Below are 26,176 nucleotides of genomic sequence, written 5' to 3'. Positions count from 1 at the left end.
CGTTTAGCTCCGCTCGATCATTGGACTAAAGACCACTGGGGTAGGTCTCCGGTGTCTCGCCCGCTATCCAGAGACTCGTAGGTTCCAAGGGCTCGAGCGCGCGGGTCTGATCGATATGAATCATCGCGTCGAATTGATCGGCGGGTCGAACGTGGAAGTAGTGGCTCTGCCGCTCCGTCTCGGGCCGGTAGATCACGCCGATGGCGCGCCCCAATCGGACGACGCTCAGTGGATCTTCGGCCTCCGGATTGATCAGCGCTGAGACGAAAAAGGCTGCCCTGCCGGTCTCATGGAACATTTCTTCGATGCTCCCGTTGAGTGCCGGACGAATCGCTTTTCGTTCGGCGATACCACCCCAATCGCTGGCAGCGGTGACGGTACCGGAGTAAGTGCTGAACCCGATGAGACGGGACTCATCGCCGTACTGCTGACGGACAAGTTGACCGAGCGTAAGTTGACCGTCTGCCCACACTTCGGTTGCCCTGGCGTCGCCGACGTGAGAATTGTGGGCCCACACCACTATTCGGGCGGGTACCACATCACCGTGGCGGTCCAGATGTTTCAGCAACGCCTCGAGGGTCTGTGCCATGTGCTGGTCGCGCAAATTCCAGGAGCTGACACGGCCGCTGAACATCGCGCGGTAGTAGACCTCTGCGTTACGCACCGTTTGCGCATTCTGCTGGGCGTAGAACAGCTCGTCCTCAGCGAGCAGTCCATCCCTGCGCGCGTAGTCGAGGGCATCACGTTGCAACTCGACCAATTGCTCGATGGCTTCCCTCTCACACGACGGTCCTGCGCCGAAGGCCGCAGCAAATCCATATGCCTGACCATCGTCGGCCGATGCGTGATCAAAGCAGCCGTAACGGGCCCGTGCTCGCGCGGCAGCCCTCGGGTCGATCTTGTCGAGATAGGTGATCACCTCGTGCATCGACCGGTGCAGGCTGTACAGATCCAGGCCGTAGAAGCCGGCCTGGCGCCGGCCAATTGACTCCTGACTTAGGTTGCGCGTACGTAGCCAGTCGACAAAGTCCCGAACGACGGTGTTACGCCACATCCAGGCCGGAAAGCGCTCGAATCCGCTCAACGCCTCATCCGCGGTGTTGTCCTCGCCCAGACCGCGAACATATCGATTCACTCGGTAGGCGTCGGGCCAGTCAGCTTCCGCGGCGACGGCGCAAAATCCCTTCTCCTCGATCAACCATTTCGTGATTTCGGCCCGAGCCTGGTAGAACTCGTGCGTACCGTGTGAGCTCTCACCGATCAGGACAATCCGCGCGTCACCGACAAGCTGCTCCAATATTTCGCGCGGGGGAACGCCCGCGGGTGCGTCGACGGCAACGCGAACGACCAGCTCGGCCGGGGAGGCCTCCAGCGCTCTGGTGGCCGAAACGGTTGTCGTCGGGGTGGCCAGCAGCTGCCGAACCTCCTCGTCAGTGACCTGGCGGAAATCCCAGAATGACTCGCCCACCGCAAGAAACGGCGTCGGCATGGACGCGCAGACGACGTCGTCGACCAGACCGGCGAACTCCCGGCAGGTGGACTCCGGGGCGGCCGGCACCGCGACCACGACCTGTGCCGGCTCGGCTTCGCGCAACGCCTGCACCGCGGCGAACATGCTTGCGCCAGTGGCCAAACCGTCGTCGACAAGAATGACTGTCTTGCCGGCGACTTCCAGCGGTGGACGTCCCCCACGATAAGCGGCCTCACGCCGGACCAACTCGCGGCCTTCGCGCTCGGCGATGTCGCGCAGTTGCTGCGGTGTGATCCGCAACCCTCGCACCATGTCGTCGTTAATGACGACACGACCATCACTTGCCAACGCCCCGACCGCGAACTCTTCGTGGCCGGGGGCACCGAGTTTGCGCACGACGAAGGCATCCAATGGGACATGCAGCGCGGCCGCTACCTCCCACGCCACAGGTATTCCACCGCGTGCTAAGCCCAAGACGATCACGTCCGGCCGGTCGCGGTAGGCACTCAACAGATTCGCCAGCACCCGGCCGGCCTCGCTGCGGTCGCGGAAAACTCGCCTCGGCGAGCGCCGGGTGGCCTCAGCCGCGCTTGTCATCAGGTGCCCCGATCACTTCAGCTTGACTGAACCTGGATGCGGCGTTCTGCTGGCTTCGGCTCCGACAGACCCACCGAAACAGTGAGGATGCCCTTGTCGTAAGTGGCCTGGATGTCGTCGTCATTGGCTCCGGCCGGCAGCGACACCGCGCGAACGAAGGAACCGTACGAGAACTCCGACCGCCCGTTGAATTCCTTCTTCTCGCTGCGCTCGGCCCTGACGATCAGTTGTCCGTCGCGGACCGTGATGTCGATGTCCGCCGCCGGGTCGACACCGGGGATTTCGGCGCGCACCACGTAGCGGCCGTCCTCCATCTCGTCCTCCAACCGCATGACGCGGGGATCCAACGCGGGGCGCATGCCGGCAAACGATGGGAAGGCCGCGAACAACTCCGCGAACTCCGGGAAGAGCGACCTCGCCTGACGCTGAACGGAAAGGGTGCCCATGACTGTCTCCTAGATCTCGAAATCGACAGATTGACAATGCCTATCCGACCAGTCAGCACCGGTCGATGATAGGGACGGAAGTCCCCTGCCGACGGGCCGTTGGTCGGCTCCATCATCGGTGGGCACCCTGGGCTGCTCGGCTGCGCCGATTAGCGCCATGACACGTTCCAGGATGAGATCGTGCGCATCGCCGTCTTCAGCGAGCAAGCCAAGCCCCCGGCGATGCAGAAAGCCGTCGAGGCGCCGGTCCAGCGGCCAATCCGAGTACTTGTTCCGGCCGGCATAGGGCGAGCTCAGGAACCGGCGGGCCAGCGCATCGACTTCGGTGTCGGTCAGTTGCAGTAGACCGTTTTCCTTGTAGACCATTTCACTTCCTCATGTATGCAGACAGCCTCTGCCACCATCTGTGTGGCCTAGACATTCGGCCACCCGAAATATCCGACGCCAGGGTCCTTAGCCCCCAGCGTCGTGGCATTGGTCCCTGGCGGCGAAACCGCTCTGCTGCGGCGTCTGACGCCCGACCGAGGGACCACCGACCGGTCGATTGATGACTTTTGTCTCTATTGCACCGGGCGTGTTCGGCAAAAGATGAAGAGCCCGAGCAACCGAAAAAGGGTCGTGGTCATGCCAGCAAACAGCCGCCTCAAGCACCCCGCGGGAAAGCTCCGCGCGACGTTGCGGACGCGATAGCGCTAGGCCTACTGATGGACATCATTCGCAAGACACCCGACGACTATCGCGTCCCGCCCAATTTCACGGACTACGAGAAAACGCGAGCCCGGTTCCGCTGGTCCGATGTGCCGGCGTTGTGCGAAGGCATGGCAGACGGCGGGTGCAACATCGGTTACGCCGCCGTCGACCGGCACGCCGCCGGCCCAGCCGCGACACGCACCGCATTACGGTTCATCACCGACAAGGGCTGGGACGGCGCGATTTCCACCCGCGATCTCAGCTACGCCGAGCTGGGCCGCCTTGCCAAACGATTCACCGGAGTGCTGCGCTCGCTTGGCTATAACAAAGGCGACCGCGTGTTCACGATCATGGGTCGCACGCCCGAGCTGTACATCACCATCCTGGGCGCGCTTCGCAACGGCAGCATCGTATCACCGTTGTTTTCGGCATTCGGGCCGGAACCGATCGCCACCCGAGTCGCCATCGGGCAAGCGGATGTGCTGGTGACCACCAGGGCGATCTACGAACGCAAGATCGCCAAGATCCGCAACCGATTAACCTCAGTGCGGCACATTTTCATCGTCGACAACGACGACGCCGGCAACCAAGTGCCTGGGACGCTGAATTTCTGGCATTGGATGGCCGCTGCCGACGAGAGCGTACCGGTCGAACCCACCACTGCAGACGACCCGGCACTTTTGCACTTCACCAGCGGCACCACCGGTACACCGAAGGGCGCCATCCACGTACACGGCGCCGTCGCGATGCACTATGTCACCGGCCTGTATGCGCTTGATCTTCACCCTGACGACATCTATTGGTGCACAGCAGATCCCGGCTGGGTCACCGGGACCTCCTACGGAATCATCAGCCCGTTGCTGCACGGAGTCACTTCGATCGTCGACCAAGCCGAGTTCGACGCCGAGCGATGGTACCGGATTCTGCAAACGCAAGAGGTTTCGGTTTGGTATACGGCGCCGACCGGAATAAGGATGTTGATCAAGGCGGGCCCAGAGCTGTGTGAGCGATATCTCTTTCCCCACCTGCGGTTGGTCGCAAGTGTCGGCGAGCCGCTCAATCCCGAAGCGGTCTGGTGGGGAAAGCGAGTGCTGGGCTTACCGATTCATGACAATTGGTGGCAGACCGAAACGGGCGGCATCATGATCGCCAACACCCCGGCCTTCGACATCAAGCCTGGATCGATGGGCCGGCCACTGCCCGGCGTGGACGCATGCATCGTGCGCCACAACGACGACGGCACAACCTCGGTCATCGAGGAGAACGATGTCGAGGGCGAGCTCGCCCTCAAGCCAGGCTGGCCATCGATGTTCCGCGGTTATCTACACGCCGACGACCGATATCGGGCATGCTTCAGCGACGGGCTCTACCTGACCGGAGATCTGGCCAAAAAGGATGCCGACGGCTATTTTTGGTTCGTCGGGCGCAAAGACGACGTGATCAAATCAGCCGGCCACCTGATCGGCCCGTTCGAAGTGGAGAGCGCGCTGACAGATCATCCGGCGGTGGCCGAGGCGGCCGTCATCGGCAAGCCTGATCCGACAGTCGGCGCGATCATCAAGGCCTTCGTTGTCGTCAAAGACGGGTTTGTCGCCGACGACGATCTGCGGCTGGAATTGCTGGGCCACGCCCGCAAGCGGCTCGGAGCCGCCGTGGCGCCCAAGGAGATCCAATTTGTCGAGTCGTTGCCGCATACCAGCAGCGGCAAGATCATGCGGCGACTGCTGAAGGCTCGCGAACTCGGCCTGCCTGAGGGCGATACCTCCACTGTCGAGGGATCGCCCGAGCCCGAAACTGAGGGAGTGTCGCCGTGATGGAAACCAAGCCGGCGCGTGAATTCTTATCGGATATGGTCCGCGTGCGGCGCATGGAGGAGAAGTGCGCGGAACTCTACAGCGCGGCCAAGATTCGCGGCTTCCTGCATCTCTATGTCGGGGAGGAGGCGGTCGCCGCGGGATCATTGCGCGCCCTGAGCGATGATGACGCGGTTGTGGCGACCTATCGCGAGCATGCCCACGCCCTATTACGCGGCATCCCGATGACCTCGATCATGGCCGAGATGTTCGGCAAGCAGGAGGGCTGCTCCCGCGGTCGCGGCGGATCGATGCACCTGTTCGACGCGTCCAGACGCTTCTACGGCGGCAATGCAATCGTCGCCGGCGGCCTGCCGTTGGCGGTGGGCATCGCGCTGGCTGACGCGATGCTGCAGCAAAAGCGGTTGACTGCCTGCTATTTCGGCGATGGTGCGGTTGCCGAGGGCGCATTTCACGAGTCGATGAACTTGGCCGTGCTGTGGAACCTGCCGGTGTTGTTCCTATGCGAGAACAACCTTTACGCGATGGGCACGGCATTGCAACGTGCACAGTCGCAGACGGATCTCACCGTTAAAGCGGCGTCATACCGTGTTCCGACGGCGGCCGTCGACGGAATGGACGTCGAGGCGTGTTACAGCGCCGCCCAACTGGGTGTCGAGCATGTCCGCAGCACCGGCGGCCCGTACTTCATCGAGTTCCGAACCTACCGGTTCCGGGCGCACTCGATGTTCGATCCCGAACTGTACCGGGAAAAGACGGAAGTCGAGCGGTGGCGTGAGCGCGACCCGATCCGGCTGTTCACCCAGCGGTGTCTGCGCGACGGCACACTGACCGAAGATGACGTGCACGATATCGACAATTCGACCGTCGCCGAGATCGAGGCCGCTGTGGCATTCGCTGAAGCCGGAACATGGGAGGACGCAGAAGATCTCGAGCGTGACGTGCTTACGCCGGCCGGCAGATGCGATGGTCTCGAAGAGCCCAGCCGGGAGAAGGCACGATGAAGACAACCTATCGAACCGCTGTGCATGACGGGATTCGCGACGCCTTGCGCGGTGACCGCCGCGTCGTGCTGATGGGCGAGGATGTCGGCCGTTATGGCGGTACTTACGCCGCATCCAAGGGCCTGCTGGGCGAATTCGGCCCGGACCGGGTACGCGACACTCCGATATCCGAGTTGGGCTTCGTCGGTGTCGGGATCGGCTCAGCCCTCAACGGATTGCGACCCATCGTCGAGGTTATGACGGTGAACTTCAGCCTGTTGGCACTCGATCAGATCGTCAATACCGCTGCAGCGCTGCGGCATATGTCGGGAGGACAGTTCTCGGTACCGTTGGTCATCCGGATGGCCACCGGCGCCGGACGTCAGTTGGCCGCTCAGCACTCCCACAGCCTCGAGCCGTGGTATGCCCATATCCCGGGGATCAAGGTGGTTGCTCCCGCTACGGTCGAGGATGCGTACGGAATGCTCGCTCCGGCCCTGGCCGACCCGGATCCGGTGATCATCTTCGAGCATGTTCAGCTCTACAACACCTCGACCGATATCGACGAGCTGAAGCCGACCGATATCTGCCGGGCGGCGGCGCGCCGCAGCGGCACTGACGTCACATTGATCGCCTACGGCGGTTGCGTGCCCAAGGCGCTGGACGCTGCCGACCAGCTATCACTGACCGGAATCGACTGTGAAGTAATCGATCTGCGGATTCTGCGTCCGCTCGACACCGACACCATCCTGGCGTCGGTCCGCAAAACACATCGCGCCGTTGTGGTCGACGAGGCTTGGCGCACCGGCAGTTTGGCCGCCGAAATCTCGGCACAGATCATGGAGGGCGCGTTCTACGACCTGGACGCAGCGGTTGCCCGGGTGTGCAGCGCGGAAGTGCCCATGCCCTACGCGAAGCACCTGGAGCAGGCGGCGCTGCCGCAACCCGCCAAGATCGTCGCCGCCGTCCAAAGTCTCTTCGGTGATCAATCATGATCGAGTTCAAGATGCCCGCTTTGGGTTCTGACATGGACGAAGGCACCCTGAACGAATGGCTGGTCAAGCCGGGAGACAAGGTGAGCCGCGGACAGGTCGTGGCGATCATCGAGACCACCAAGGCCGCAGTGGAGATCGAGTGCTGGCAGGAGGGCACGATCAACGAGCTTGTCGTGCCGGTCGGCGAAACCGTCGAGGTGGGAACGGTTTTGGCCACACTGCGGGCGGCAGGTGAGCGCGCCCAGAAGCAGCCGCGCAAGCGGCGCGCGACGGCGAAGGCCGCAACTCCCGCACCCGCACCGTCGAGGACGCGAGGCGCGACCCCGATGTCACCGACGACACCGCACCGACGCACCTGGGTTTCACCGGCCGCGCGCCGTGTTGCTCAATCGCTGAACGTCGACGTCGACACTGTGACCGGTACCGGTCCGCAGGGGGCGGTCACCATCACCGATGTCGAGCGCGCCGCCTCGGAACTAGCGGTCAAGGAACCGGCCAAGAAGCCGGCGGCCAAGACAACAGCGGCGGACCGCGGTGCCCAGATGCGGAAGTCGATCGCGGCTGCGATGAGCCGGTCCAAGCGGGAGATTCCGCATTACTACCTTGCCGACGAGATCATGATGGAAAGCTCGTTGAACTGGCTGACCGCGCGAAATGCGGAGCGATCCATCACCGAACGCGTACTGCCGGCCGTCCTGCAGCTGAAGGCCGTCGCGCTTGCCGCGCAACGGTTCGGCGAATTCAACGGGTTTTGGCGAGACGATGCCCTCCAACCCGCGACCGGGGTACATGTCGGTGTCGCCATCTCGCTGCGCGCAGGTGGCCTGGTCGCACCGGCCATTCATGACGTCGCCGAAAAGAAGCTCGACGAACTGATGGAAAACCTCACCGATCTGGTGGCACGGGCACGCGCCGGCTCGCTGCGGAGCTCGGAGATGGCAGACCCGACCATCACGGTGACCAACCTGGGCGACCAGGGAGTCGACACGGTCTTCGGCGTGATCTACCCACCGCAGGTGGCGCTGGTCGGCTTCGGAAAGCCGACGCAGCGGGTGTGCGTCATCGACGGCGGAATCCGGGTCGTAACCACGGTTCAAGGCACGCTGGCCGCCGATCACAGGGCAAGCGACGGTCACCGGGGCGCCCTATTCCTCAGCGCGATCAATGAACTGCTCCAACAGCCCGATCTCCTAGAGAAGTGATGCACGATGACGACACAAGAAGACGTTCGCGGTGTGGTCCTGTCCGTCCTGACGACGATCGCACCCGAAATCGAGGCCGATGACATTCGCGACGAGGTCTTGCTCCGAGACCAGGTCGATCTTGACTCGATGGACTGGCTGAATTTTCTACGTGGTATCCACAGGCGGCTGAATGTCGACATCCCGGAATCCGACTACGCGTCTCTTCGCACTCTGGCCGACGTGGTCGGTTACGTCGAAACGCATGCCGATAGCCGTGACTAAGCGACCTTGGTCCTTGCCAGGGGGGACTTTGGGCCAACGCCTTGCGCGGCCGGCATCAATAGTCTCATCGTTGGGACGTATCAGAAGACGTTTGAGAGGGGTTGGCTGATGTCAACAACCGGCGATGGGGTCACCATCCTGCCTGAGCACGAATGCTGGGATCTTCTGAAAAGCATGGCGCTGGGACGCCTGGTCACCGCCGCTGACGGCCGGCCCCAGATCTTTCCAGTCAACTTCGTTGTGCAGAACCGCACGGTGCTGTTTCGTACCGCCGAGGGCACCAAGCTGATCAGCGTGGCGATAAACAACCACGTGGTGTTCGAGGTCGATGATCACGACGTCGCCGAGGGCTGGAGCGTGATCATCGAAGGCAGAACGCGTTCGCTGCGAACCGATGAAGAACTCAAAGAGGCCGAACATGCCCAGTTGCTCCCGTGGACGGCGTCGGCGAAAACGCATTACATACGGATCCTTCCGGAACGGGTCACCGGCCGGCGATTCCGGTTCGACGTGCCCCGCCAGGACGAGTCGGCTCGCACTTAGCCAATCCGCGCCTGGTGCTGCGGAGAGCTCAGGTGCCGCCGGCGGGGCATGAACTCCAAAGACAGCAGTACCAGTAGCGCGGCCGGGATGTGGTGCGTGCACAGCACCACATAGCGGCGCTCGGCCAGCGAGTGGAATTTGCGCAGGTAACGATAGAGCGACTCAAGCCGGATCAGCGGGTCCAGCAGATGGATCAACCGATAAGCTATGCGCTGTAATGGATTCCGGCGGGCAGCCGCAAAAATCTCGGGGAACGCCGCAAATGCGAGCGAAAGGCGCTCTGCATGATGGCTTTTCGCTTCAGCGATCATGTCAACACAAAGCCGCTCGTCAACGCCGTTGGGAGCGCCCGGATGACGGTATGGCGCATCGAGGGTGACCTCTGATCCTTCCCCAGCGGTTGCATATCGGTGAAAGGCCGCCACCCGTCCACATCGGTCGCGCGCTATAGCCAACTTGACACCTGGGAAGCGGCCTTCCAATGCCCCGTCGAGATTCATGCAGAATCCGCGTTCGGTGCGTGCGGTGCGGTGCGCGGCGAACAAGACCTCGGTGAGTTCGGCGGCCACTGTCCGGTCAAGGTCCTGTTCGTCAATGATCTCGGTGGTGACTCCGCAGTTGCGGGTCCGTTGTACGGCTTGGCGCAGGTTACGGTAGCGGCGCCCCACTAGCGTGAACGTGCCTACGTCCACCACGACGTCGCGGCCGATGGGCACTGCTAGCATCGCCTGCCCGACCTCCTCCTTGCCCCACAGCGCGAGGTACCGCTCGGCGCCGGCAAGGACAATGATCCGCCAGCCGTGGCTGCGGCACATGCGGGCGAAATCCGCTGCCAAAGAACCAAATTCGGCGGGATCGCCGATCGGGTCGCCGCTGACGACCGCGAACCCCAACCGAGTGCGGTACGCGATCGCAGCCGTCATTTCGGTGTTGAAGTGATAGCTCTTGCCCGAATGCATGGCGAAGGGTGCCAGCGGATCACCGCGCGTGGCGTTGACCAGCGTCCACACCTGCGCCAACAACTCTGGCTGTGGTCTAGCCGTGGTGGGCCACATCAGCACGAAGCCGCTGATCGCGATCAGCATGTTGCCGAGCAAGCCAAGCGACAGAAAGTACGCACACACACCTGCGCACACCGCGGCGCCTGCTGCCAGCGCGTGTCGTGCGGCCACCGGGCGCCCCATCAGAACCCCGCGGGAGATCAACGCGAGCGCCGCAAGCACCGCCGCCGAGCATCCGAAACGGCCTGTGGCATACCAATCCTCACCAGGCCGTTCGCGGATCAGCAGCATGACGATTCCGCCTATGCATATCAGAATCAGCACGGCGGCGAACCGGACTGCCGGGGTATCCACGCTGATCAACACCCGCTCGCCGCTGCGCATCGAGTTCGCCGAAACACGGCTATGACTAGTCTTCACGGTGTGCTCGCTTCCTGACTATTTACCGCATGAATTCATCTGCGCCCCAGACGATCACGGGATATGCCAGCAGTAGAAGTAGAGCCGAGGTCTTGGATCTTCACGATATCGCCGGGCACCAACCGCGTCGCCTCGACTTCGGTCATCGCGCCGTCTCGTTCGACCCGCGCACGCTGCGGCAGATACTTGGCTAGTTCTTCCACCGCCCGCTCCGCCTGCAGCTCTTGCACGAACGAGAATGCTGCGTTGAGCCCGATTATCGAGACAACCGCGGCGGCAACAACGTGCGAGCCGACGATCAGCAGCAACCCAGCCGCGAGCCATAAGAGCAGCGCGAGCGGGTGGGTGAACTGACGCGCCAACTCCGCGGGCCACTGCCGCCCATGCCGGCTTTGCAGGGTATTGGGCCCGTACTGGAGCAAGCGCCGCTCAGCCTCGCGTGTCGATAGACCTTGAGCGGAGCTGCGCAGATCCCTCAGCACCCGCTTGGATGCCTGCTCCGGGTCGAGTGCGGCGGGCGAATCACCAGTGATGTCAACGATGCTCGAGTGGCTTAGGCGGATCGTGATCTGACCCTTCGGCGCCACCGCGGGTTGCCCGGGGGCCATTGATATCTGGTCAGGCACGGGTGAACCCATTTCAGGATGGCGCTGCGGGACGATCACAAATCGATCGTCCTGACGGTAACGAGCGCTGTCGCGACTTGGCGAGGGCCGTTTGTCCCCTTGTCATAGTCCTAAAGCACCTACTGATTTGACGAACTGGTAAAGCGGCATTTTCACGACAAATGTCCCTTCGATATGGGACTATCGTCCCTCCCGCCTCACATCGGCGCATGCTGAGATGTCTTTCCGGGATAGAGTTTCCCTGTCATCGGCAGATGGCAAGACTCCATTGGAGGTGCGACAAATGAGCTCAACTCAACTGCAGCCGAGGACGCGAGTTTTCGCACGAGTTCTCGGCCCGTTTTTGGCCATCCTCGGCATCACGGTGGTAGCCCGTGCATCAGAAATGCGAGCACTGCTTTCGGAATTCGAGTCGAACGTCGTGTGGGCCTGGGTGACGGGCGCCTTCGTACTGTTGATCGGCCTTGTCGTCGTCGCGCTACACCAATACTGGCGAGGCGCAGCGGCGATTGTCGTGTCTGTGGTGGGCTGGATGATCACGCTACGCGGACTGTTTCTGCTGGCATTTCCCAGGGCCTTCATGTCAGCCGCCAACGCCACGATTGGCATGGGTCCCTTGTGGATAGCCGTCAGCGCTCTGATCGCGGTGGCCGGGCTGTACCTGACCTACGTCGGCTGGGGTCCCGGACCATCTCAACCAGTGGCACAGGCGAAACCATCCTCTTCGGAACTTCCGCGGGTCGCGTGAAACACGCAAAATAACCTCGAAACCAACGCGATTGACGTTCTTTCCCACGGAGAATCCTGGGGGAAGGACGTCAATCGCCGAAATAGCTTCGACCGCAACGTCGAAGCTGCCTTTTCTTTGCCCCACCACCTGCCGGCGCGGTGCGTACGTTCGCCTGGCAGCTTGGCGGCAACCAGCAGTGCTTATCGACGCGGCCGGTGAGATCGAGCGGCTCAGCAGAGCCATACCTCTCGCGTGTACCCCACAGGACTTATGCTCACCCGGCAGGTGACCAACGCCTCTGTCCCAACACACCCAACGAAGCTACGGTCAGACATTAGCGAGCCGCTATTTCGGCGGAGCCCGTAATCCGCCAACGAAAAGGGGACAAGCCATGTCATCGCACCAGTCACCGTTAGGAATCGTCGTCGGCATCGACGACTCGGCATCCGCCAGGCTGGCGGTACAGTGGGCGACACGCGAGGCTGAATTGCGAAACATCCCGCTGACGCTTGTCCACGCGATCTCACCTGAGGTCGCAGGGTGGTCGAAGCGGTTGTCGCCAGGCCTGAAGCGCTGGCAGGAAGACCACGGCCTCCGATTGGTCAACGACGCCCGCAAGGTCATCGCCCAGGCTTCGCAGCGCGGCGGTCCGGCCGAAGTCCACAGCCAAATCCTGCCGTCAGCAGCCGTTCCCGCGTTGGTCGACCTCTCCAAGGATGCGGAGATGGTGGTCACCGGATGTCACGGAAGCGGGCACTGGCCGGGCCGGAACCTGGGCTCGGTAAGTTCTGGACTGCTGCGGTACGCCCACTGTCCGGTCGCCATCGTCCACGACGACGACCCGGCGCCGTCGCGCGCCAGTCAGGCGCCCGTTGTGGTCGGAATTGACGGTTCGTCGGCATCTGAGTTGGCGACCGCGATCGCGTTCGACGAGGCGTCGCGCCGAAGCGTGGACTTGATCGCGGTGCATGCATGGAGCGACACGGATGTGTCAGAATGCCCCGGAATCGATTGGCCGGCAACCGAACCAATGACAGAAGAGGTATTGGCCGAGCGGTTGGCGGGATGGCAGGAACGGTATCCCGATGTGAACGTGACCCGTGTGGTGGTGTGCGATAAGCCGGCGCGACAGCTCGTCGGAAAATCCGAAGCCGCCCAGCTGATCGTGGTGGGCAGCCGCGGACGCGGCGGATTCGCCGGAATGCTGGTGGGATCAGTGGGTGAAACCGTTGCCCAGATGGCGCATGTTCCGGTAATCGTGGCACGCGAGTCGGCCTAAGCGCTTGCCCCGCGGACGACGAGCACTGAGCATTCGGGATGGCGGAATAGCGGATGTCCATGAGGCCCGATGAGCCGGGCCAGCTGATCGGCCTCGGCGCCACTTATGACAGCAAGCTGAACTCGCTCGTCGGTGGACTTCAGGAAGCTCGCGATCCCGTACTTGGTGGTGATCGGGTAGACCCGCACTTCGGGATGACGTTGCCGCCAATCCTGTACTCGCCGTTCGAAATCGCCGTCCGCGTGTTCAGTGAGGTCTTCTGGTCGCCCGCCGAGGACAAGCATCGGTGCCCTGCGCAACTTCGCCTCCCAGGCAGCTGCCTTGACTACGGCGTCGTTCTCGGGCGCGTCCGTCATCCGGACTACGATCCAATTGATCTCAGGCGGGGGCTGGTCGGAGGCCGTACGTATTACCGCGACCGGACAGCGCGACTTTTCGGCGAGCTCTGTTGCCGTCGAACCCAGCAGCGAGCGGGCGTAGCGCCCGATCCCGACCGAGCCAAGGCAAACCAGCTCGGCGTCGCGCGATAACTCGACCAGCACCGGCCCGGCCGGACCACGTGCAATGTCAGTTTCGACATTGACCGGCTTTCCGCTGGCCTTAACCGCCAGTTGCGCTTCCTCAAGCGATATCTCGGCGTGCCCGAGGTAGCGAGCGTAGTCGTCCGACGATGGATGCGTCTGTTTGATGACCGAGATGAGGCGCAGTGGCTTGCCGCGGCCGATCGCCTCATCAACAGCCCATGGTGCGGCAGCGATCGCCGCCTGAGAACCATCGATGCCCACGATGATCGATTTCAGTGTCCGTACTCCTCTCGGATGCCCGATCGGCCGGCGTTGGCAACGCGGTCCGCATCTGGGCGGTGGGCAATCGTCGCGGTTGCCGGGTGGGCTAGGCGGTAAACGTCGATCAGCCGCGCGAGATCGCTCGGCGTGACGATGCCAACCACACTGCTCTCGTCGATGACGAGTGCACGGCTGCAGTGACGCGACGCCGCCAGCCGGTCGATCAGGGCGCTGAGCGGCTCGTGTGGTGCCGCCGTCGGCACACTGCTCATCGGCAGCGAAATGTCGCGCACGCTGGTGGTAGCGCGTTGGTCGGGCACGACATTGCGCAGCTGGGTGAGCGTGACCAAGCCGACGATCGATCCATCGCGCTCGGCAACCGGGAATGCCGAGTGCCGATCGCCGAGCAGGTAGCGCTCGATGAACTCTTCCACGCTGAGCCAGCCGGGAGCAGTGTGCGGTTGAGGGGTCATTGCGTCGGCGACCCGTAGCCCGGAAAGGGCCTGCCGGGTGGTCACCTGTGCTTCCTCTTCGCGACTGGCTGCGAAGATAAACCAGCCGATGAACGCCAACCAGACTCCGCCGATCAGGCCGCCACCTACGAATTCGAGCAATCCCAACCCGATCAAGATGTAGGCGACCACTCGTCCGGCATGCGCCGCGCCGACGGCCGCGCGCACGCTGTCGCCGTGACGGCGCCACAGGTAGGCCCGCAGCACCCGCCCGCCGTCCAACGGAGCACCCGGCAACAGATTGAACAGTCCCAGCAGCAGGTTGATGGTTGCCAGCCACCAGGCAACGCTGACCACGACGTCAGCGGCCTTCACGGCAGCGAGCATGACGGCGAGTGTGGCGAATCCCGCAGCCAGAACAAGACTGGTGGCCGGTCCGGCGATTGCGATCCGGAAGGCCGCCTTAGGTGTCTTCGCGTCACCACCGATCCGGGTGACGCCGCCGAACAGCCACAGCGTCACGCCGTCTACGGTCAACCCCGAGCGACGGGCGACGACGGCGTGCGCCAGCTCGTGGGCCACCAACGACATCAGCAACACGACTGCGCCACAAGCTCCGGCCAGCCAATAGACCAGGTGTGAATGCCCTTTGACATTGTGGGGCAACGACGTTGCCAAGCTCCAGGTAAACAGCCAAAGGATCACCACCACGCTCCAATGGATCTTCACCGGGAACCCCGCAATCCGCCCCAGCGGAATCGCCTCATCCATCTCGAAACCTCTCAAACTAGATGCCGGCCACGGCCTTCGATGTCCTCTGCGATTTCAAAAGCGAAGAACTTCAGGCAGTTTCGGCTGGGTGCGGTTGTTCCGGCTCGGTCATTGGCAGCCGCTCGACTCCGCGCTTGATTCCGAGCAGCAACCCCCGGGCGCCTAAGGCGATAACCGGTCGCGCCAACTCCAATGCAAGGAATTCGCCAGGGTAACGCAAGCCTATTCTGGCGCGGGTGAGGAGCCGGACACGATTCTCCCAGTGTGGCTGAAGATGAAATGACCACACCGCATTCCGGCGCAGGTCGGGATGCGTGCTAGCGAGCAGGACGTGCTTTTCGGGCGCGATCTCCACGACGCGCAGCGTCACCCCGCCCGCGAGGCCCATCCAGCCGGGAGGCGCCAGTCGCACCTGATCCCCCACGGCCAGTTGTCGTTCTGGGTGAACTCGATCGGTGCCCTGATACCCGGCGCCAGCAGCATCCTGCACTCCCCCAGACCGTTCGTGACCCTTCCGCAACAGCCAGGACCAGACCGCAGCCGGCGGCGCGTCGATGTACACCGCCTCGGTTGTCTGGACGACCGGATCGCCCACCAACGCATCGCCCGGCAGGCGCATCTGACACTCGGCCTTTGTCGCACCCCAATTGCGGTAGTATCGGCGCGCCGCGTACAGCACCGATAACAGTGTCGCGGTCTCAATGATCCGCTTAGCCACCTTGACCATGGCGCCAGTATGCGTCTATGGCACGCTGCGCCATCAGGGTCAATAGTCCTCATGACGACGCCGATATGCCCTGCGGTTCGAGGTCCCACCTTAAGACCACGCAACGCGCCGGCTATTGGCGCACGCCCCCCGCACTCGGGCGCCGGCACTATCGATGACTTTGTACCCTATCCGCAAAGGAACCACGACGAAACACTGACTTCGTCCAGCGTTGCGGGGTGGTGACTGAGCGAGGGAGTACGAAGGTTATGGACGGAACCCCACCGCTGTTGACCGATTCTGACATCGACAGCCTTGCAAGGGATTTCTTGCGGTCACCATACGCCAGCACAATCTACATCGATTGGCCGCCTGATCGACGTGTCGATACTTTCTTGCGGCGCTGTAACCTGCCACGTGTGGCCGACGACGGCGACCTGTCCGACGCGGTGCTGGATCGCATCATGGCGTACGTCGGCCGGGTGGCGCGCGACGTGCAGCAGAAGGCGAATAGATCGCCGGCCCGCTTCGCGCAGTTCACATCAGCCCGCTAGCCGCCCAAGAACTGGGCAGACTGGCACGACGCCTTCGGGACTAACGGCACTATCGGCCGAAGCGCCGGATGCGAATAGTCAAGCCTATGGCGCGCGGATCGGAGTCGACGACGGTGGACCGTCTGACGGCCACCGAGGCCAGTTTTCTGGAGGCAGAAGATGCCGACCCGGACTTGAGTCTGGCGATCGGCACACTAGCCATCATCGACGGGCCTATCCCCGCGCGAGCAAAGCTGACCGCGGCGCTGTCGAAAGGTTTGCACGCTGTTCCTCGGTTGGCGCAGCTGGTGCGCAAGCATCCTTTCGAACTGACGCCGCCGGAGTGGGTTGGCGACAACGACTTCGACATCACCCGCCATGTGCGTAGTGCAGCCTTGCCGCGTCCAGGGGATGACGCGGCCCTGTTCCAAACAATCGCTGAGCTAATGGAGCCGAGGCTGGCCCGTAATCATCCGTTGTGGGAGTGCTGGGTGATCGACGGGCTTCCGGACGGGCGGTGGGCCGCTCTGATAAAAATCCATCAATGCATCGCCGACGCAACCGCAACTCTGCAGATACTGGCTTCGATCTCGGATCCGAGGACATATCGCGCGGTCATCGACGAGATCCACGCCGCCGAGGAGCAGCGTTCGGCGATCAGTCGCCAGGCCGGACTCGGACTTAACCCACTGACCTGGGTCGGCGAAGTGTGGCGCACATCGGTAGCCACCGCCAACGCGGCTGCGCACTCCGCCCTTGGTGCAGCCGAGTTGGCCACCGGGCTGGTTGCGGGGGCCGCAGACTCCCGACCAAATGGCGTGGTCACCGACACGCGTCGCTACAGCGCGGTACGGGTGGCCCGGAGGGGCATCGACGAAGTGTGTGAAATCTTCGATGTGACGCCAGAAGACGTGGCACTTGCGGCAATCACCGACAGTTTTCGTGGCGACCTGCTGCGTCGCGGTGAGAAGCCCCGACGCACCTCGGTGCGTGCGCTGGTACCAATATCGGCCCAGACGTCGGATGCTTTGAACCGCAGCGATATTCGTGGTCCGGCAGCCATACTTCCGTGCTTGCCGGTCGAAGAGGATGACCCAGTGCAGCGGTTACGGCTGGTTCACACAAGGCTGGACAAAGCCAAGAAGAACAGCCATCGGCAAGCTGCGAGTTCATTTGTGACGCTGAGCAGTTACGTCCCGTTCATCGTGAGCGCATGGACGGTTCGGCTGCTGACGCGGTTGCCGCAGCGCAGTGTTGTCGCGCTGGCGACCGGTGTGCCAGGTACTCGTCAGCGGCTGCAGATGCTGGGTCGTCCAGTGGAAGAGCTGCTGCCGATACCACCGATCGCCCCACAACTACCCACGGTGATCACCATGCTCAGCTACGTCGACACGTTGGTGTTCGGCATCACCGGGGATTGCAACGCGGCAATCGACGTCGGCGAACTCGCCACCGGTATCGAGCTCGGGATTGCACGCCTGCTCGCCCGCGCCCTGGCACGGAAGCAGACGCGCGGGAAACAATCCGGTCCAGATTCCGCGTCGGCCAACTGATTTGCAGAACTCGTCAGATTGCGGGTTTCACCATTCCGGCAAACAGTATCCGCTGCTCACGGCAGCGGTCAGAAGCTGGTAGAACACTCCGAACTCATTGGCTTTCCTGGTCTCGGGGCAGATACCGTTGCTCTACCGCGCGGGCAAGTTGGAGGCGTATCTGTTCTAGTTCGGATGCGCGATGCGCCTGCAGCTCGTCCTCCCAAGCTGCTACCTGTATCGCCAGGTCCTTGTCGGCAATGGTGCCATCAAGCCAGCGCGAAAAGTCGCCGCGTTCAAGATGATATTCGAGTGACTTTTGATCAAGATGCATTACCGCAGTGGTGAAGTCGCGCATCGTCGCGGCCGGAGCGACGGGGTGACCGTCGGTGCTGTGAAAGTAGAACCGCCGCTCGTTGGGCAGGTCAACGTCGGCATATTTGTGGGAGTGGCGTACGTGGGTCGTCTCACGGTCTGCGATCGTGAACCCACGGACCGGCCCCGACCCGTAACGGATGGTCGCCCGCCGTCGAGAAACGGCGTCCGCCCGGCTGTCGCCATTGATAAGCGTTATCACGACATCGCTTTCGTCGACCTCATGGGCGGGCAGTAATGCCGGTGCGAATGAGGACAACACATAGCCGCCTCGGCGTGCCCAGTGGGCTTGTTTTTCGGCGCCGAGAAGATGGGCCTCGTCGTAGATCACCCAGTGCGGAAATCCGTGCTGCTCCCGATGCGCCTCAGCGGTCGACCGCAGGCGATGCATGTAATCGATCTTGTCCGGCTCGGCCAATTCCGAAAGATCTACCACCATGCTCGAATACGGACGCAACGCGTTGACCAGTTCGGCCGGCTCGGGAAGATGGTGGTCGCCGTCGACGACCTGCACCTCGCTGAGCTGACGCAACTGCAAGTGGTCGCCTTCGGGGTCGAGGACAAGGACGCTGTAGTTCGCCTGGATCCACCGCTCTGCCAGCAACCCGACGAGGTAGCTTTTGCCCGAGGCCGCGGGTCCGGTAACCGCGATCCGCCCTTGACTTCCGGGTATCCGGGCCGGGGTGGCGTCATCGAAGACACCGATGTCGACCCACCTGCGTAACGGACACCAGCGTTGTGCCCCAGTGAGATACGGGCCGGCCAACAGGCCGGCGACGCCGGCCCCGTTTGGCTCGTCAAGCACGACATCGGCGTTTCGACGGGCCGACGGAACGGCATTGGCCACAGCTGCGCCGATTTCGGCGATAGAGAACATCGACAAATCGTTTTCGGCGTCGCCCACCGCCACTGCGTTATGCGGGGAAAAGCTCATCTGGGCCAGCAGTCTCAACAGTCCCGTGCCCTTAGTGATGCCGGCCGGCAGAACCATGAGGGAAGCCCGGTTTCGCGTGATCTGACAGTCGAGCCCGAGCTCACCGATCAGTTCGACGACTGTCGCCACGTGCTCGCCATCAACGGCGATCAAGACCTCACCGCGTCGGTACGGAACTCCGTGATCGTCGAGGGCTCGAGTAAGACTGCCATCGACCGGAGATGACAACGCGTGGACGTGTCCATCGACCACGATTACCGCGCCGTTTTCAAGCACCATCGCGTCCATGCACTCGGCTACGTTTGGGAACTCGGCATTCAATTCGGCTCCGATACGGCCGGTGACCAGAACGATCGCCAAACCATTACGCCGAGCCTGTTCGATCGCCTCCACGGTATGCGGCGCAATGCCGGCACCCGAGGTGAGGGTGCCGTCGAAATCGACCGCGACCACCTTGAAAAACATCACAGCTCGGTTCAGTGACGCACTACCAGTAGCGAGCACAATTCGACGATCGATATCGCGGCAGTCGGCAAGAACCGCATCAGCGGCGCGACCTGCCCGCAGCCAATTACCGCCAATTGGACGGGAACTGTACTGCGCGAGAAGTATTCGGCGACACCATTGGGCGCTGGCCGCGTGCGTACCTGCACCTCGGGATAGCCTTCGCGCCAAGCCGCGAGGCGGTGGTCGAGGGGACAGTCACCACTGCCGGCAACCCCCGTCCAGAGCGCCAACAGCGGGGCATCACGCAGCCTGGCCTCGGCGAAGCCGTTGCCGATGATGTGATCGCTTTCGGGCGAATTATCGACGCTGACAGCGATCCACCCTCCGGTGGTGGCCAGCCTTGCCACATCGGAACGGATGATGGCCACCGGACAAAACGCCGCGTTGGCCACGGCAGCGGCTGTCGATCCCAGCGTGTCGCCACTGCGCCCTACTCCGATCGACCCCACGCACATCATTTCTGCGTTGCGTGATTCGATCAGCAGGCCCTGCCGCGGTCCCGCCCCAACGACAGCTGTTTCGACCTTAACCGCCTTGCCGGTCGCGGCCACGGCCGCCTCGACGGTGCGAAACAGTCGCTCAGCCTCAGTGATTTGCACCCTGAAGTCAATGTTCGGGTGAATATCTGCAACGTCGGCAGCGTGGACCAGTCGGAGCGGCACTTCCCGGGCGACCGCTTCGTCAGCGGCCCACAGAGCTGCGGCGACAGCCGCGTTTGAGCCATCGATACCGACAACGATCGGTGACAGCCCGTCTGGTTGGGTCATGTCTTTCTCCCGTGGCTGTCAATGAACGAATCGTACGGGAGTTGGTGACCCCGCAGGAACAATCGTCCCTGCGGGGCCGCCCCGCCAGTTAACTTCCGGCCTGTACCGCAATGTGTTTCTCGGATTGCACCGACTCTGGCAGCGCCACCGAAACTGTCAGGATTCCCTTGTCATAGCTGGCCGTGATGTCGTCCTCATCGGCTCCGGCGGGTAGAGCCACGGACCGCATGAAGGAACCGTAGGCGAACTCCGAGCGGCCTTTGGATTCTTTTTCTTCGGTGCGCTCGGCCTTGATAGTCAGCCGGCCGTCATTCACCGTGACGTCGATGTCGTTGGCTGGGTCGATTCCGGGCAGCTCGGCACGAACCACGTATTGGCCGTCCTTGACTTCGTCCTCGAGGCGGATCAGGTGACCGTCCAGCAACGGCCCAAGATTCGCCCAGCCCGGGAAACCGGTGAAGAGCTCCGAGATGCCGGGAAGCGCCGAGCGCCGATGACGCTTCACTGGAAGTTTGCTCATGATGTTCCTCGCTAGAAGAGTCTTGGTTCAGATATACGACTGATCTCAGCACTTCACGACTGGTTATGGTTAGGGTCAAAAGTCCCCGCTGAGGCAATTCGTTCGCATGTAGTCGAGAAGGGTTCACGGGCACGGCTACCGTTCGATGCACCGTCGCGGCAGCCATGAGCTTTTCGCCGAAAACATCACCGCCTGAGGCCGACAACCAAGGAAATCAGCGCATTTTGGCGTTCGGCGATCGCCTTGCCCACTCAGTGGTGCCCGACCGTCGTCGCGGTCATTGGGAAGCTGCGCGTGACGATCGTCCCGCCGCCCGTCGGGTGGGGCCTAGTTCGGCCACTATCATGCTGAACACTTCCGGGACGGCAGCGGCAACCTGCGGCGTCAAGCCGACACCGTGGGTGGTGTCAGCTACTTCGACGGCGAACACCGCAAGCTCGTCGGGTAGTCGGCCCAGCGCCTGGCCCAACGCGTATGTCGGGGCGAGATCGACGTCGTGAGAACTCAATCCGTCGGTTGCGTTGGCCAAGTCATCTGATGTGCAACGACAGATTCGGCCCGGTGTTGAGGGCACCGCGACCGCGGCATCGATCACCACGGCGAGGCCGGCCCCCCTCCACGCCTCGAGCAGGCTCATGGGGTCAGCGATGCCGGTCACCACCCGAATATCGGGCAATGCCAGCTCGTTCAGCGCGTCGGCGACGGCAACGCCGACGCCGTCGTCGCGCCGGTAGCGGTTGCCCAGCCCTATGACGACGATTCCCCCGGTCATGTCCGCCCGACAGTCAGCGTCAGGAAGTGCGCGGAACATGAGATGCACGGGTCGTAGCTGCGAATCAGCCTCTCGCACAGAGTCGTCAACGCGGCATTGTCCAGAGCAAGATGGTCGGACACCAAGCGTGCCAGGTCGGCTTCGATGGCCGCCTGGTTCTGGGAGGTGGGTGGGATGATCGTCGCCGCGGCAACAAGCCCGTCGTCGTCGATCCGGTACCGGTGATACAGCAAGCCGCGAGGCGCCTCGCTGACACCATGCCCCACGCCGGCCCGCGCCGGGACGTCGACGAATGGCCGCGAGGGACGCTGATAGTCATCGATGATCCGCAACGCCTCTTCTATCGCATAGACCACCTCGACGGCACGGACAACGATGCTGCGGAACGGGTTTCGGCATTCCGCCGACAGCCCGGCCCGCGCGGCGGCCTGCGCCGCTATCGGCGACAGCGCCGAGGAGTTCAGCGAAAACCGGGCCAACGGTCCGGTCAGATGACAGCCGCCGTCGAGTGTCGCGTGCAGGGCCGTCGAGTGCGGCACCTGCGATTCGCGGACGTGGTCGCTGAAGTCGGCGACTGGAAACGACGGGCCGCCACTGCGCGCGATCGTGCCGTTCTCGATCGGATACTGGCCGGACGCGGTAAGCGCAAGGAACTCGTGGTCGAGTTCGAGGTCGGGGAACTCGAATTCGGCGGCCCACTCGACGGTGGCCAGCGCGTCGTCCAGCGCTCTGCGCAATTGTTCGGCGATCGGCCTGAACTCTAATCGTTTTGGCACAGAGTAGAATCCGCCGAGCCGCACATTGACGGGATGGATGGCCCGCCCTCCGACGAACTCCATCAACCGGTTGCCGGCCTTCTTCAGCGCCAGTCCGCGCTCGACGATCTCGCGCTCGTCGCGAGCCAGGGCGATCGCGTCGGTATAGCCGAGGAAGTCCGGTGCGTGCAACAGGTAGATGTGCAGCACATGGCTGTGAATCCATTCGCCGCAGTACAGCAACCGCCGCAGCGCGACAAGGTCCGCGTCCACTTCGACGCCACACGCGTCTTCGATCGCGTTGCAGGCACTGACCTGATAGGCGACCGGGCAGATTCCGCAGACCCGCGCCGTCAGGTCCGGTGGCTCGGTGTAGGCGCGCCCCCGCAGGAACGCTTCGAAAAACCTGGGCGGCTCATAGATGTTGAGTTCGACGCGCTCGAGCGCCCCGTCTTTCAGCGTGACATGCAGCGCCCCTTCGCCTTCCACCCGCGTCAGCGTCCCGACGCTGAGCGTGCGATCAGACTCGGTCACTGTTTGCTCCGCTCGGCGGCGAAACTGGCCCTGAAACTGGCCACGTTGAACGTCGAGAACACCCGATCGACGTCGCCGTCGGACATGCCGTCGCGGCGCAGCAACGGGATCAGCGTTGCGGTTCTGGGCGCCGCGGACGGGCCGAAGCAGCCGTAGCAGCCTCGATGATGCGCGGGGCACAACGCTCCACACCCGGCGTGGGTGACGGGGCCGAGACACGGCGTGCCGTCGGCGACGATGACGCATGTCACGCCGCGTTGTTTGCACTCGGTGCATACCGTCTTGGCCGGCAGCCGGGGTTTGCGTCCGATCAGCAACGCGGCGAGGGTATCGAGCAGCTGTCCGCGGTCGATCGGGCAGCCCGGCAGCTGGTAGTCGACCTTCACATGCGCCGACGCCGGTGTGGAAGTGGCGAGCGTGTCGATGTACTCCGGTTTGGCATAGACCACCGAGACGAACTCGGCGACGTCGGCGAAGTTGCGCAGCGCCTGCACTCCCCCGGCCGTCGCGCATGCGCCGATGGTGACCAACAGTTTTGACTGGTCACGGATCTCGCGGATGCGCCGCTCGTCGTGGCGGGTGGTGATCGAACCCTCGACCAGCGACACATCGTAAGGACCACCGACCATCGCGCTGGAGGCCTCGGCGAAGTTGGCGATCTCAACTTGGTCGGCAAGCGTGAGCAGCTCGTCCTCGCAGTCGAGCAGGGTGAGCTGACAGCCGTCGCAGGAGGCGAACTTCCACACGGCCAACGTGGTTGGGCTCATCTACAGCTCCTTTACCCGCATCAGCGGACCCGCGACGTCGTAACCGACGACGGGCCCGTCACGGCACAGCAGCAACGGACCCAACTGGCAATGACCGCACCAGCCGACACCGCATTGCATGTTGCGTTCCAGCGAGACCCGAATATCTTGCGCGGCTACACCTTTGTCCATCAGCACCTCCGCGCCCAACCGCAGCATCGGCTCCGGCCCGCACAGAAATGCCGTGGTGCGCTCGGGCTGCAGCGACAGCCGCCGCAGCGGCTCGGTGACCAGGCCGACCTCTCCGGTCCAGCCTTCGGTCGGGGCGTCGACGATCTGCTGCACCTCTATCCGCGGGTCCGCGTTCCACTTCTCGAGTTGGGCGGCGAATAGGAAGTCCGACCGCGAGCGGGCCCCGACGACGAGCATCATCCTGTCGTAGCGCGACCGCTGAGCCAACGCGCCGAGGATCGCCGGCCGCAAGGGGCACAGGCCCACGCCACCGGCGACCATGACCAGATCCCGGCCGACGGCCTGTTCCAGTCCCCAGGTGGTGCCGAACGGTCCCCGGACACCGATGACCGTACCCGGCTGGGCGTCGTGCAGGGCGCGGCTGACCGCTCCGACCGCGCGGACGGTGTGGGTGATCGAGCCGTCCGTAACTGTCGGATCACCGCTGATCGAGATCGCGGCCTCACCCACGCCGAACGCGTAGAGCATCATGAACTCGCCCGGCTCCGGCGGCCGCAACACCGTACCGACCGGCGTCAGGCACAGCGTTGCCGAATCCGGGCTCTCCACGACGCGGGTGCGCACGCGATACGGAACCGGGGCCATAGCCGAAGCCGTCGGCGCGGACCCGGTCGCCCGTTCAGTCATTGCCGGCCATTTTGTTCATTTCCGCGGTGATGTCGATCCCGGTGGGGCACCAGGCGATGCATCGCCCGCAACCGACGCAGCCCGACATACCGAACTGGTCGTGCCAGGTACCCAATTTGTGGGTCAGCCAATGCCGGTACCGCGAGGCACCGGACTGGCGGACGCTGCCACCACCGTGGACGTAGGTGAAATCGAACTCGAAACACGACGCCCAATGCCGCCACCGTTCGGCGTGCTCGCCGGTGAGGTCGCTGACGTCTTCGGTGCTGGTGCAAAAGCAGGTGGGGCACACCATCGTGCAATTGCCGCACGTCAGGCAGCGACCGGCCACCTCGTCCCACTGCGGCGACTCGCGCGAATTCGCCAGCAGGTCCCGCAGGTCGACGTCGGGCATCCGGCGGCCCATCCGATCCGCCGCGGCCTCGACGTCGGCGCGCGCAGCACTGACATCCGCCGTGCCGGCCGACCGGTGCGGCACCGCGGCGAGCACGTCGGCTCCATCAGGGCTGCCGATGTCCACCAGGTAGCTCACGCCTTCTGCGCCAGGGCGTTCCGTGAGCGCCAGGTCGTAGTTGGGCCCGACCGCGGGCCCGGTGCCCATCGACGCGCAGAAGCACAGCCCGCCGGGTTCGGTGCAGTTCACCGCGACCACGAACAGCCGCCGCCGACGGCCGACGAACGACTGATCCGGATATTCAGAACGGCCCAGCACCCGGTCCAGCGTCGCGATCGCGGACAGGTCGCAGCCGCGCACTCCGAGGAACGCGTACCGCGGAACCTCGTCTGATTCGGACTCGCCGGCCCCGTCGCGAGTACCGGCCCACAGCCGCTGCCGGGGCGGGTGCAGGAACTGTTTCCACGACTGCGGCCCGGCCGAATGCCCGAACACCGCGTCGTCATCACGATGCCGCACCCGGTAGTGGCCCGGACCCACGTCGACACCCCAGCCGCGCGGAAGATCGTCCGCCGACTCGAGTTCGGCGAGCACAATCGCGTTGTCGCGCAACGTTGGACCGACCACGCGATAGCCCCGCTCCATGAGTACGTCCACCAGGCGGTGCAGTCCGGCCGTGTCGATCAACGCGGGATCGGAGTCTTCGCCGTGTGCGTTCACCGCCACATCATCCAACTACTTCGCGAGAGATGTATAGGGACGTTAGGCCTGAATCCGAGTTCCATACAACGCGGTTCGATCGGGCTCTGACGTGGTAGCTGCTCGGTCCGCTCAGTACGGTGGGCAGCATGAAATATCTAGATGTCGACGGGGTCGGAAAAGTGAGCCGGATCGGGCTGGGCACTTGGCAGTTCGGCTCGCGGGAGTGGGGCTACGGGGACAGCTACGCCTCCGGGGCGGCGGGCGACATCGTTCGGCGCGCCCTTGATCTCGGGGTCACGCTATTCGACACCGCCGAGGTATACGGCCTGGGTAAGAGCGAGCGGATCCTCGGCGAAGCGCTGGGCGACGAGCGAACCAAGGTCGCGGTGGCCAGCAAAATCATGCCGGTCGCGCCCTTTCCTCCCGTCATCAAACAGCGCGAGCGCGCCAG

27 protein-coding genes are annotated in these 26,176 nt (G+C 63.5%); 11 read left to right on the top strand and 16 right to left on the bottom strand.

Annotated elements, in window-relative coordinates; genetic code table 11:
- Nucleotides 1-25: 25 nt before the first annotated feature.
- Genes VML93_RS00455 through VML93_RS38440 form a run of 3 tightly spaced genes read right to left on the bottom strand, consistent with a single transcriptional unit; the run spans nt 26 to nt 2,880 of the window.
- Nucleotides 26-2,068: an erythromycin esterase family protein gene (locus VML93_RS00455; protein ID WP_325606504.1), complete on the bottom strand. Its 2,043-nt coding sequence runs from the start codon at nt 2,066-2,068 to the stop codon at nt 26-28.
- A 17-nt stretch (nt 2,069-2,085) separates the two neighbouring features.
- A complete protein-coding gene (locus VML93_RS00450; protein ID WP_325606501.1) occupies nt 2,086-2,514 on the bottom strand; it encodes an HSP20 family small heat-shock protein in 429 nt (142 codons plus the stop codon).
- A gap of 9 nt (nt 2,515-2,523) precedes the next feature.
- Nucleotides 2,524-2,880 carry a hypothetical protein gene (locus VML93_RS38440; protein ID WP_414686249.1) on the bottom strand — a complete coding sequence of 119 codons (357 nt, stop codon included), beginning with the start codon at nt 2,878-2,880 and terminating at the stop codon, nt 2,524-2,526.
- 338 nt (nt 2,881-3,218) lie between these two features.
- Here VML93_RS38440 and acsA point away from each other — a divergent pair, with 338 nt between their 5' ends.
- From acsA to VML93_RS00415, 6 genes are all read left to right on the top strand, one after another.
- The gene (gene acsA / locus VML93_RS00440) at nt 3,219-5,018 is read left to right on the top strand and encodes an acetate--CoA ligase (RefSeq protein WP_325606499.1); all 1,800 of its coding nucleotides are present in this window, start codon (nt 3,219-3,221) and stop codon (nt 5,016-5,018) included.
- Nucleotides 5,018-6,022, top strand: coding sequence for a pyruvate dehydrogenase (acetyl-transferring) E1 component subunit alpha (gene pdhA, locus VML93_RS00435; protein WP_325606497.1), 1,005 nt, complete (start codon nt 5,018-5,020; stop codon nt 6,020-6,022). The genes acsA and pdhA overlap by 1 nt, the downstream gene beginning before the upstream one ends.
- Nucleotides 6,019-6,996 carry an alpha-ketoacid dehydrogenase subunit beta gene (locus VML93_RS00430; protein WP_325606495.1) on the top strand — a complete coding sequence of 326 codons (978 nt, stop codon included), beginning with the start codon at nt 6,019-6,021 and terminating at the stop codon, nt 6,994-6,996. The genes pdhA and VML93_RS00430 overlap by 4 nt, the downstream gene beginning before the upstream one ends.
- Nucleotides 6,993-8,198: a dihydrolipoamide acetyltransferase family protein gene (locus VML93_RS00425; RefSeq protein WP_325606493.1), complete on the top strand. Its 1,206-nt coding sequence runs from the start codon at nt 6,993-6,995 to the stop codon at nt 8,196-8,198. Before VML93_RS00430 ends, VML93_RS00425 begins: the two co-directional genes overlap by 4 nt.
- Nucleotides 8,199-8,204: 6 nt before the next feature.
- Nucleotides 8,205-8,462 carry an acyl carrier protein gene (locus VML93_RS00420; protein ID WP_325606491.1) on the top strand — a complete coding sequence of 86 codons (258 nt, stop codon included), beginning with the start codon at nt 8,205-8,207 and terminating at the stop codon, nt 8,460-8,462.
- A 108-nt stretch (nt 8,463-8,570) separates the two neighbouring features.
- Nucleotides 8,571-9,005: a pyridoxamine 5'-phosphate oxidase family protein gene (locus VML93_RS00415; protein ID WP_325606490.1), complete on the top strand. Its 435-nt coding sequence runs from the start codon at nt 8,571-8,573 to the stop codon at nt 9,003-9,005.
- Here the strand turns inward: VML93_RS00415 and VML93_RS00410 are convergent.
- Entirely contained in the window at nt 9,002-10,390 is a 1,389-nt protein-coding gene (locus VML93_RS00410) for a bifunctional lysylphosphatidylglycerol flippase/synthetase MprF (protein WP_325606546.1), read from the bottom strand. The genes VML93_RS00415 and VML93_RS00410 overlap by 4 nt on opposite strands.
- 71 nt (nt 10,391-10,461) lie before the next feature.
- Nucleotides 10,462-11,091, bottom strand: coding sequence for a cation-transporting P-type ATPase (locus VML93_RS00405; protein ID WP_325606487.1), 630 nt, complete (start codon nt 11,089-11,091; stop codon nt 10,462-10,464).
- A 244-nt stretch (nt 11,092-11,335) separates the two neighbouring features.
- On the opposite strand from VML93_RS00405, the gene VML93_RS00400 reads away from it, so the two are divergent.
- A complete protein-coding gene (locus VML93_RS00400; RefSeq protein ID WP_325606485.1) occupies nt 11,336-11,800 on the top strand; it encodes a hypothetical protein in 465 nt (154 codons plus the stop codon).
- A gap of 373 nt (nt 11,801-12,173) precedes the next feature.
- On the top strand, nt 12,174-13,061 hold the full coding sequence (locus tag VML93_RS00395; protein ID WP_325606483.1) for a universal stress protein: 888 nt from the start codon (nt 12,174-12,176) through the stop codon (nt 13,059-13,061).
- On the opposite strand, the gene VML93_RS00390 is transcribed toward VML93_RS00395, so the two are convergent.
- The 3 genes from VML93_RS00390 to VML93_RS00380 form a co-directional block, all read right to left on the bottom strand.
- Nucleotides 13,058-13,861, bottom strand: coding sequence for a universal stress protein (locus tag VML93_RS00390; RefSeq protein WP_325606545.1), 804 nt, complete (start codon nt 13,859-13,861; stop codon nt 13,058-13,060). The two genes, VML93_RS00395 and VML93_RS00390, sit on opposite strands and share 4 nt — an antisense overlap.
- A complete protein-coding gene (locus tag VML93_RS00385) occupies nt 13,858-15,069 on the bottom strand; it encodes a site-2 protease family protein (RefSeq protein WP_325606482.1) in 1,212 nt (403 codons plus the stop codon). Before VML93_RS00385 ends, VML93_RS00390 begins: the two co-directional genes overlap by 4 nt.
- Before the next feature lie 70 nt (nt 15,070-15,139).
- Nucleotides 15,140-15,796, bottom strand: coding sequence for an SRPBCC family protein (locus VML93_RS00380; RefSeq protein WP_325606480.1), 657 nt, complete (start codon nt 15,794-15,796; stop codon nt 15,140-15,142).
- A 269-nt stretch (nt 15,797-16,065) separates the two neighbouring features.
- On the opposite strand from VML93_RS00380, the gene VML93_RS00375 reads away from it, so the two are divergent.
- Both VML93_RS00375 and VML93_RS00370 read left to right on the top strand, forming a co-directional pair.
- On the top strand, nt 16,066-16,329 hold the full coding sequence (locus VML93_RS00375) for a hypothetical protein (protein ID WP_325606542.1): 264 nt from the start codon (nt 16,066-16,068) through the stop codon (nt 16,327-16,329).
- Between the two features lie 86 nt (nt 16,330-16,415).
- A complete protein-coding gene (locus VML93_RS00370; protein ID WP_325606478.1) occupies nt 16,416-17,861 on the top strand; it encodes a wax ester/triacylglycerol synthase family O-acyltransferase in 1,446 nt (481 codons plus the stop codon).
- 94 nt (nt 17,862-17,955) lie between these two features.
- Here the strand turns inward: VML93_RS00370 and VML93_RS00365 are convergent, their stop codons facing one another.
- The 8 genes from VML93_RS00365 to VML93_RS00330 form a co-directional block, all read right to left on the bottom strand.
- Entirely contained in the window at nt 17,956-19,614 is a 1,659-nt protein-coding gene (locus VML93_RS00365; RefSeq protein ID WP_325606476.1) for an HAD hydrolase family protein, read from the bottom strand.
- An 11-nt stretch (nt 19,615-19,625) separates the two neighbouring features.
- Nucleotides 19,626-20,423, bottom strand: a complete 798-nt coding sequence (locus tag VML93_RS00360; protein ID WP_325606474.1) for a universal stress protein — start codon at nt 20,421-20,423, stop codon at nt 19,626-19,628.
- 88 nt (nt 20,424-20,511) lie between these two features.
- Complete coding sequence (locus VML93_RS00355; protein ID WP_325606540.1) at nt 20,512-20,946, bottom strand: Hsp20/alpha crystallin family protein; 435 nt, start codon at nt 20,944-20,946, stop codon at nt 20,512-20,514.
- Nucleotides 20,947-21,220: 274 nt separating this feature from the next.
- Nucleotides 21,221-21,715: a hydrogenase maturation protease gene (locus VML93_RS00350; protein ID WP_325606471.1), complete on the bottom strand. Its 495-nt coding sequence runs from the start codon at nt 21,713-21,715 to the stop codon at nt 21,221-21,223.
- Complete coding sequence (locus VML93_RS00345) at nt 21,712-23,004, bottom strand: Ni/Fe hydrogenase subunit alpha (RefSeq protein WP_325606469.1); 1,293 nt, start codon at nt 23,002-23,004, stop codon at nt 21,712-21,714. Before VML93_RS00345 ends, VML93_RS00350 begins: the two co-directional genes overlap by 4 nt.
- Nucleotides 23,001-23,771 carry an oxidoreductase gene (locus tag VML93_RS00340; RefSeq protein ID WP_325606466.1) on the bottom strand — a complete coding sequence of 257 codons (771 nt, stop codon included), beginning with the start codon at nt 23,769-23,771 and terminating at the stop codon, nt 23,001-23,003. The genes VML93_RS00345 and VML93_RS00340 overlap by 4 nt, the downstream gene beginning before the upstream one ends.
- Entirely contained in the window at nt 23,772-24,629 is an 858-nt protein-coding gene (locus VML93_RS00335; protein WP_325606464.1) for an FAD/NAD(P)-binding protein, read from the bottom strand.
- On the bottom strand, nt 24,622-25,668 hold the full coding sequence (locus tag VML93_RS00330; protein WP_325606538.1) for a 4Fe-4S dicluster domain-containing protein: 1,047 nt from the start codon (nt 25,666-25,668) through the stop codon (nt 24,622-24,624). The genes VML93_RS00335 and VML93_RS00330 overlap by 8 nt, the downstream gene beginning before the upstream one ends.
- Before the next feature lie 203 nt (nt 25,669-25,871).
- Between VML93_RS00330 and VML93_RS00325 the strand changes: the two genes are divergently transcribed.
- On the top strand, nt 25,872-26,176 hold a 305-nt coding region (locus tag VML93_RS00325), incomplete at its 3' end, for an aldo/keto reductase (RefSeq protein ID WP_325606462.1).

This window comes from Mycobacterium sp. (assembly GCF_035499775.1).
Classification (GTDB): Bacteria; Actinomycetota; Actinomycetes; order Mycobacteriales; family Mycobacteriaceae; genus Mycobacterium.
The sequence above is the reverse complement of the archived record's forward strand: the minus strand, read 5'-3'. Positions and strand labels throughout refer to the sequence as shown.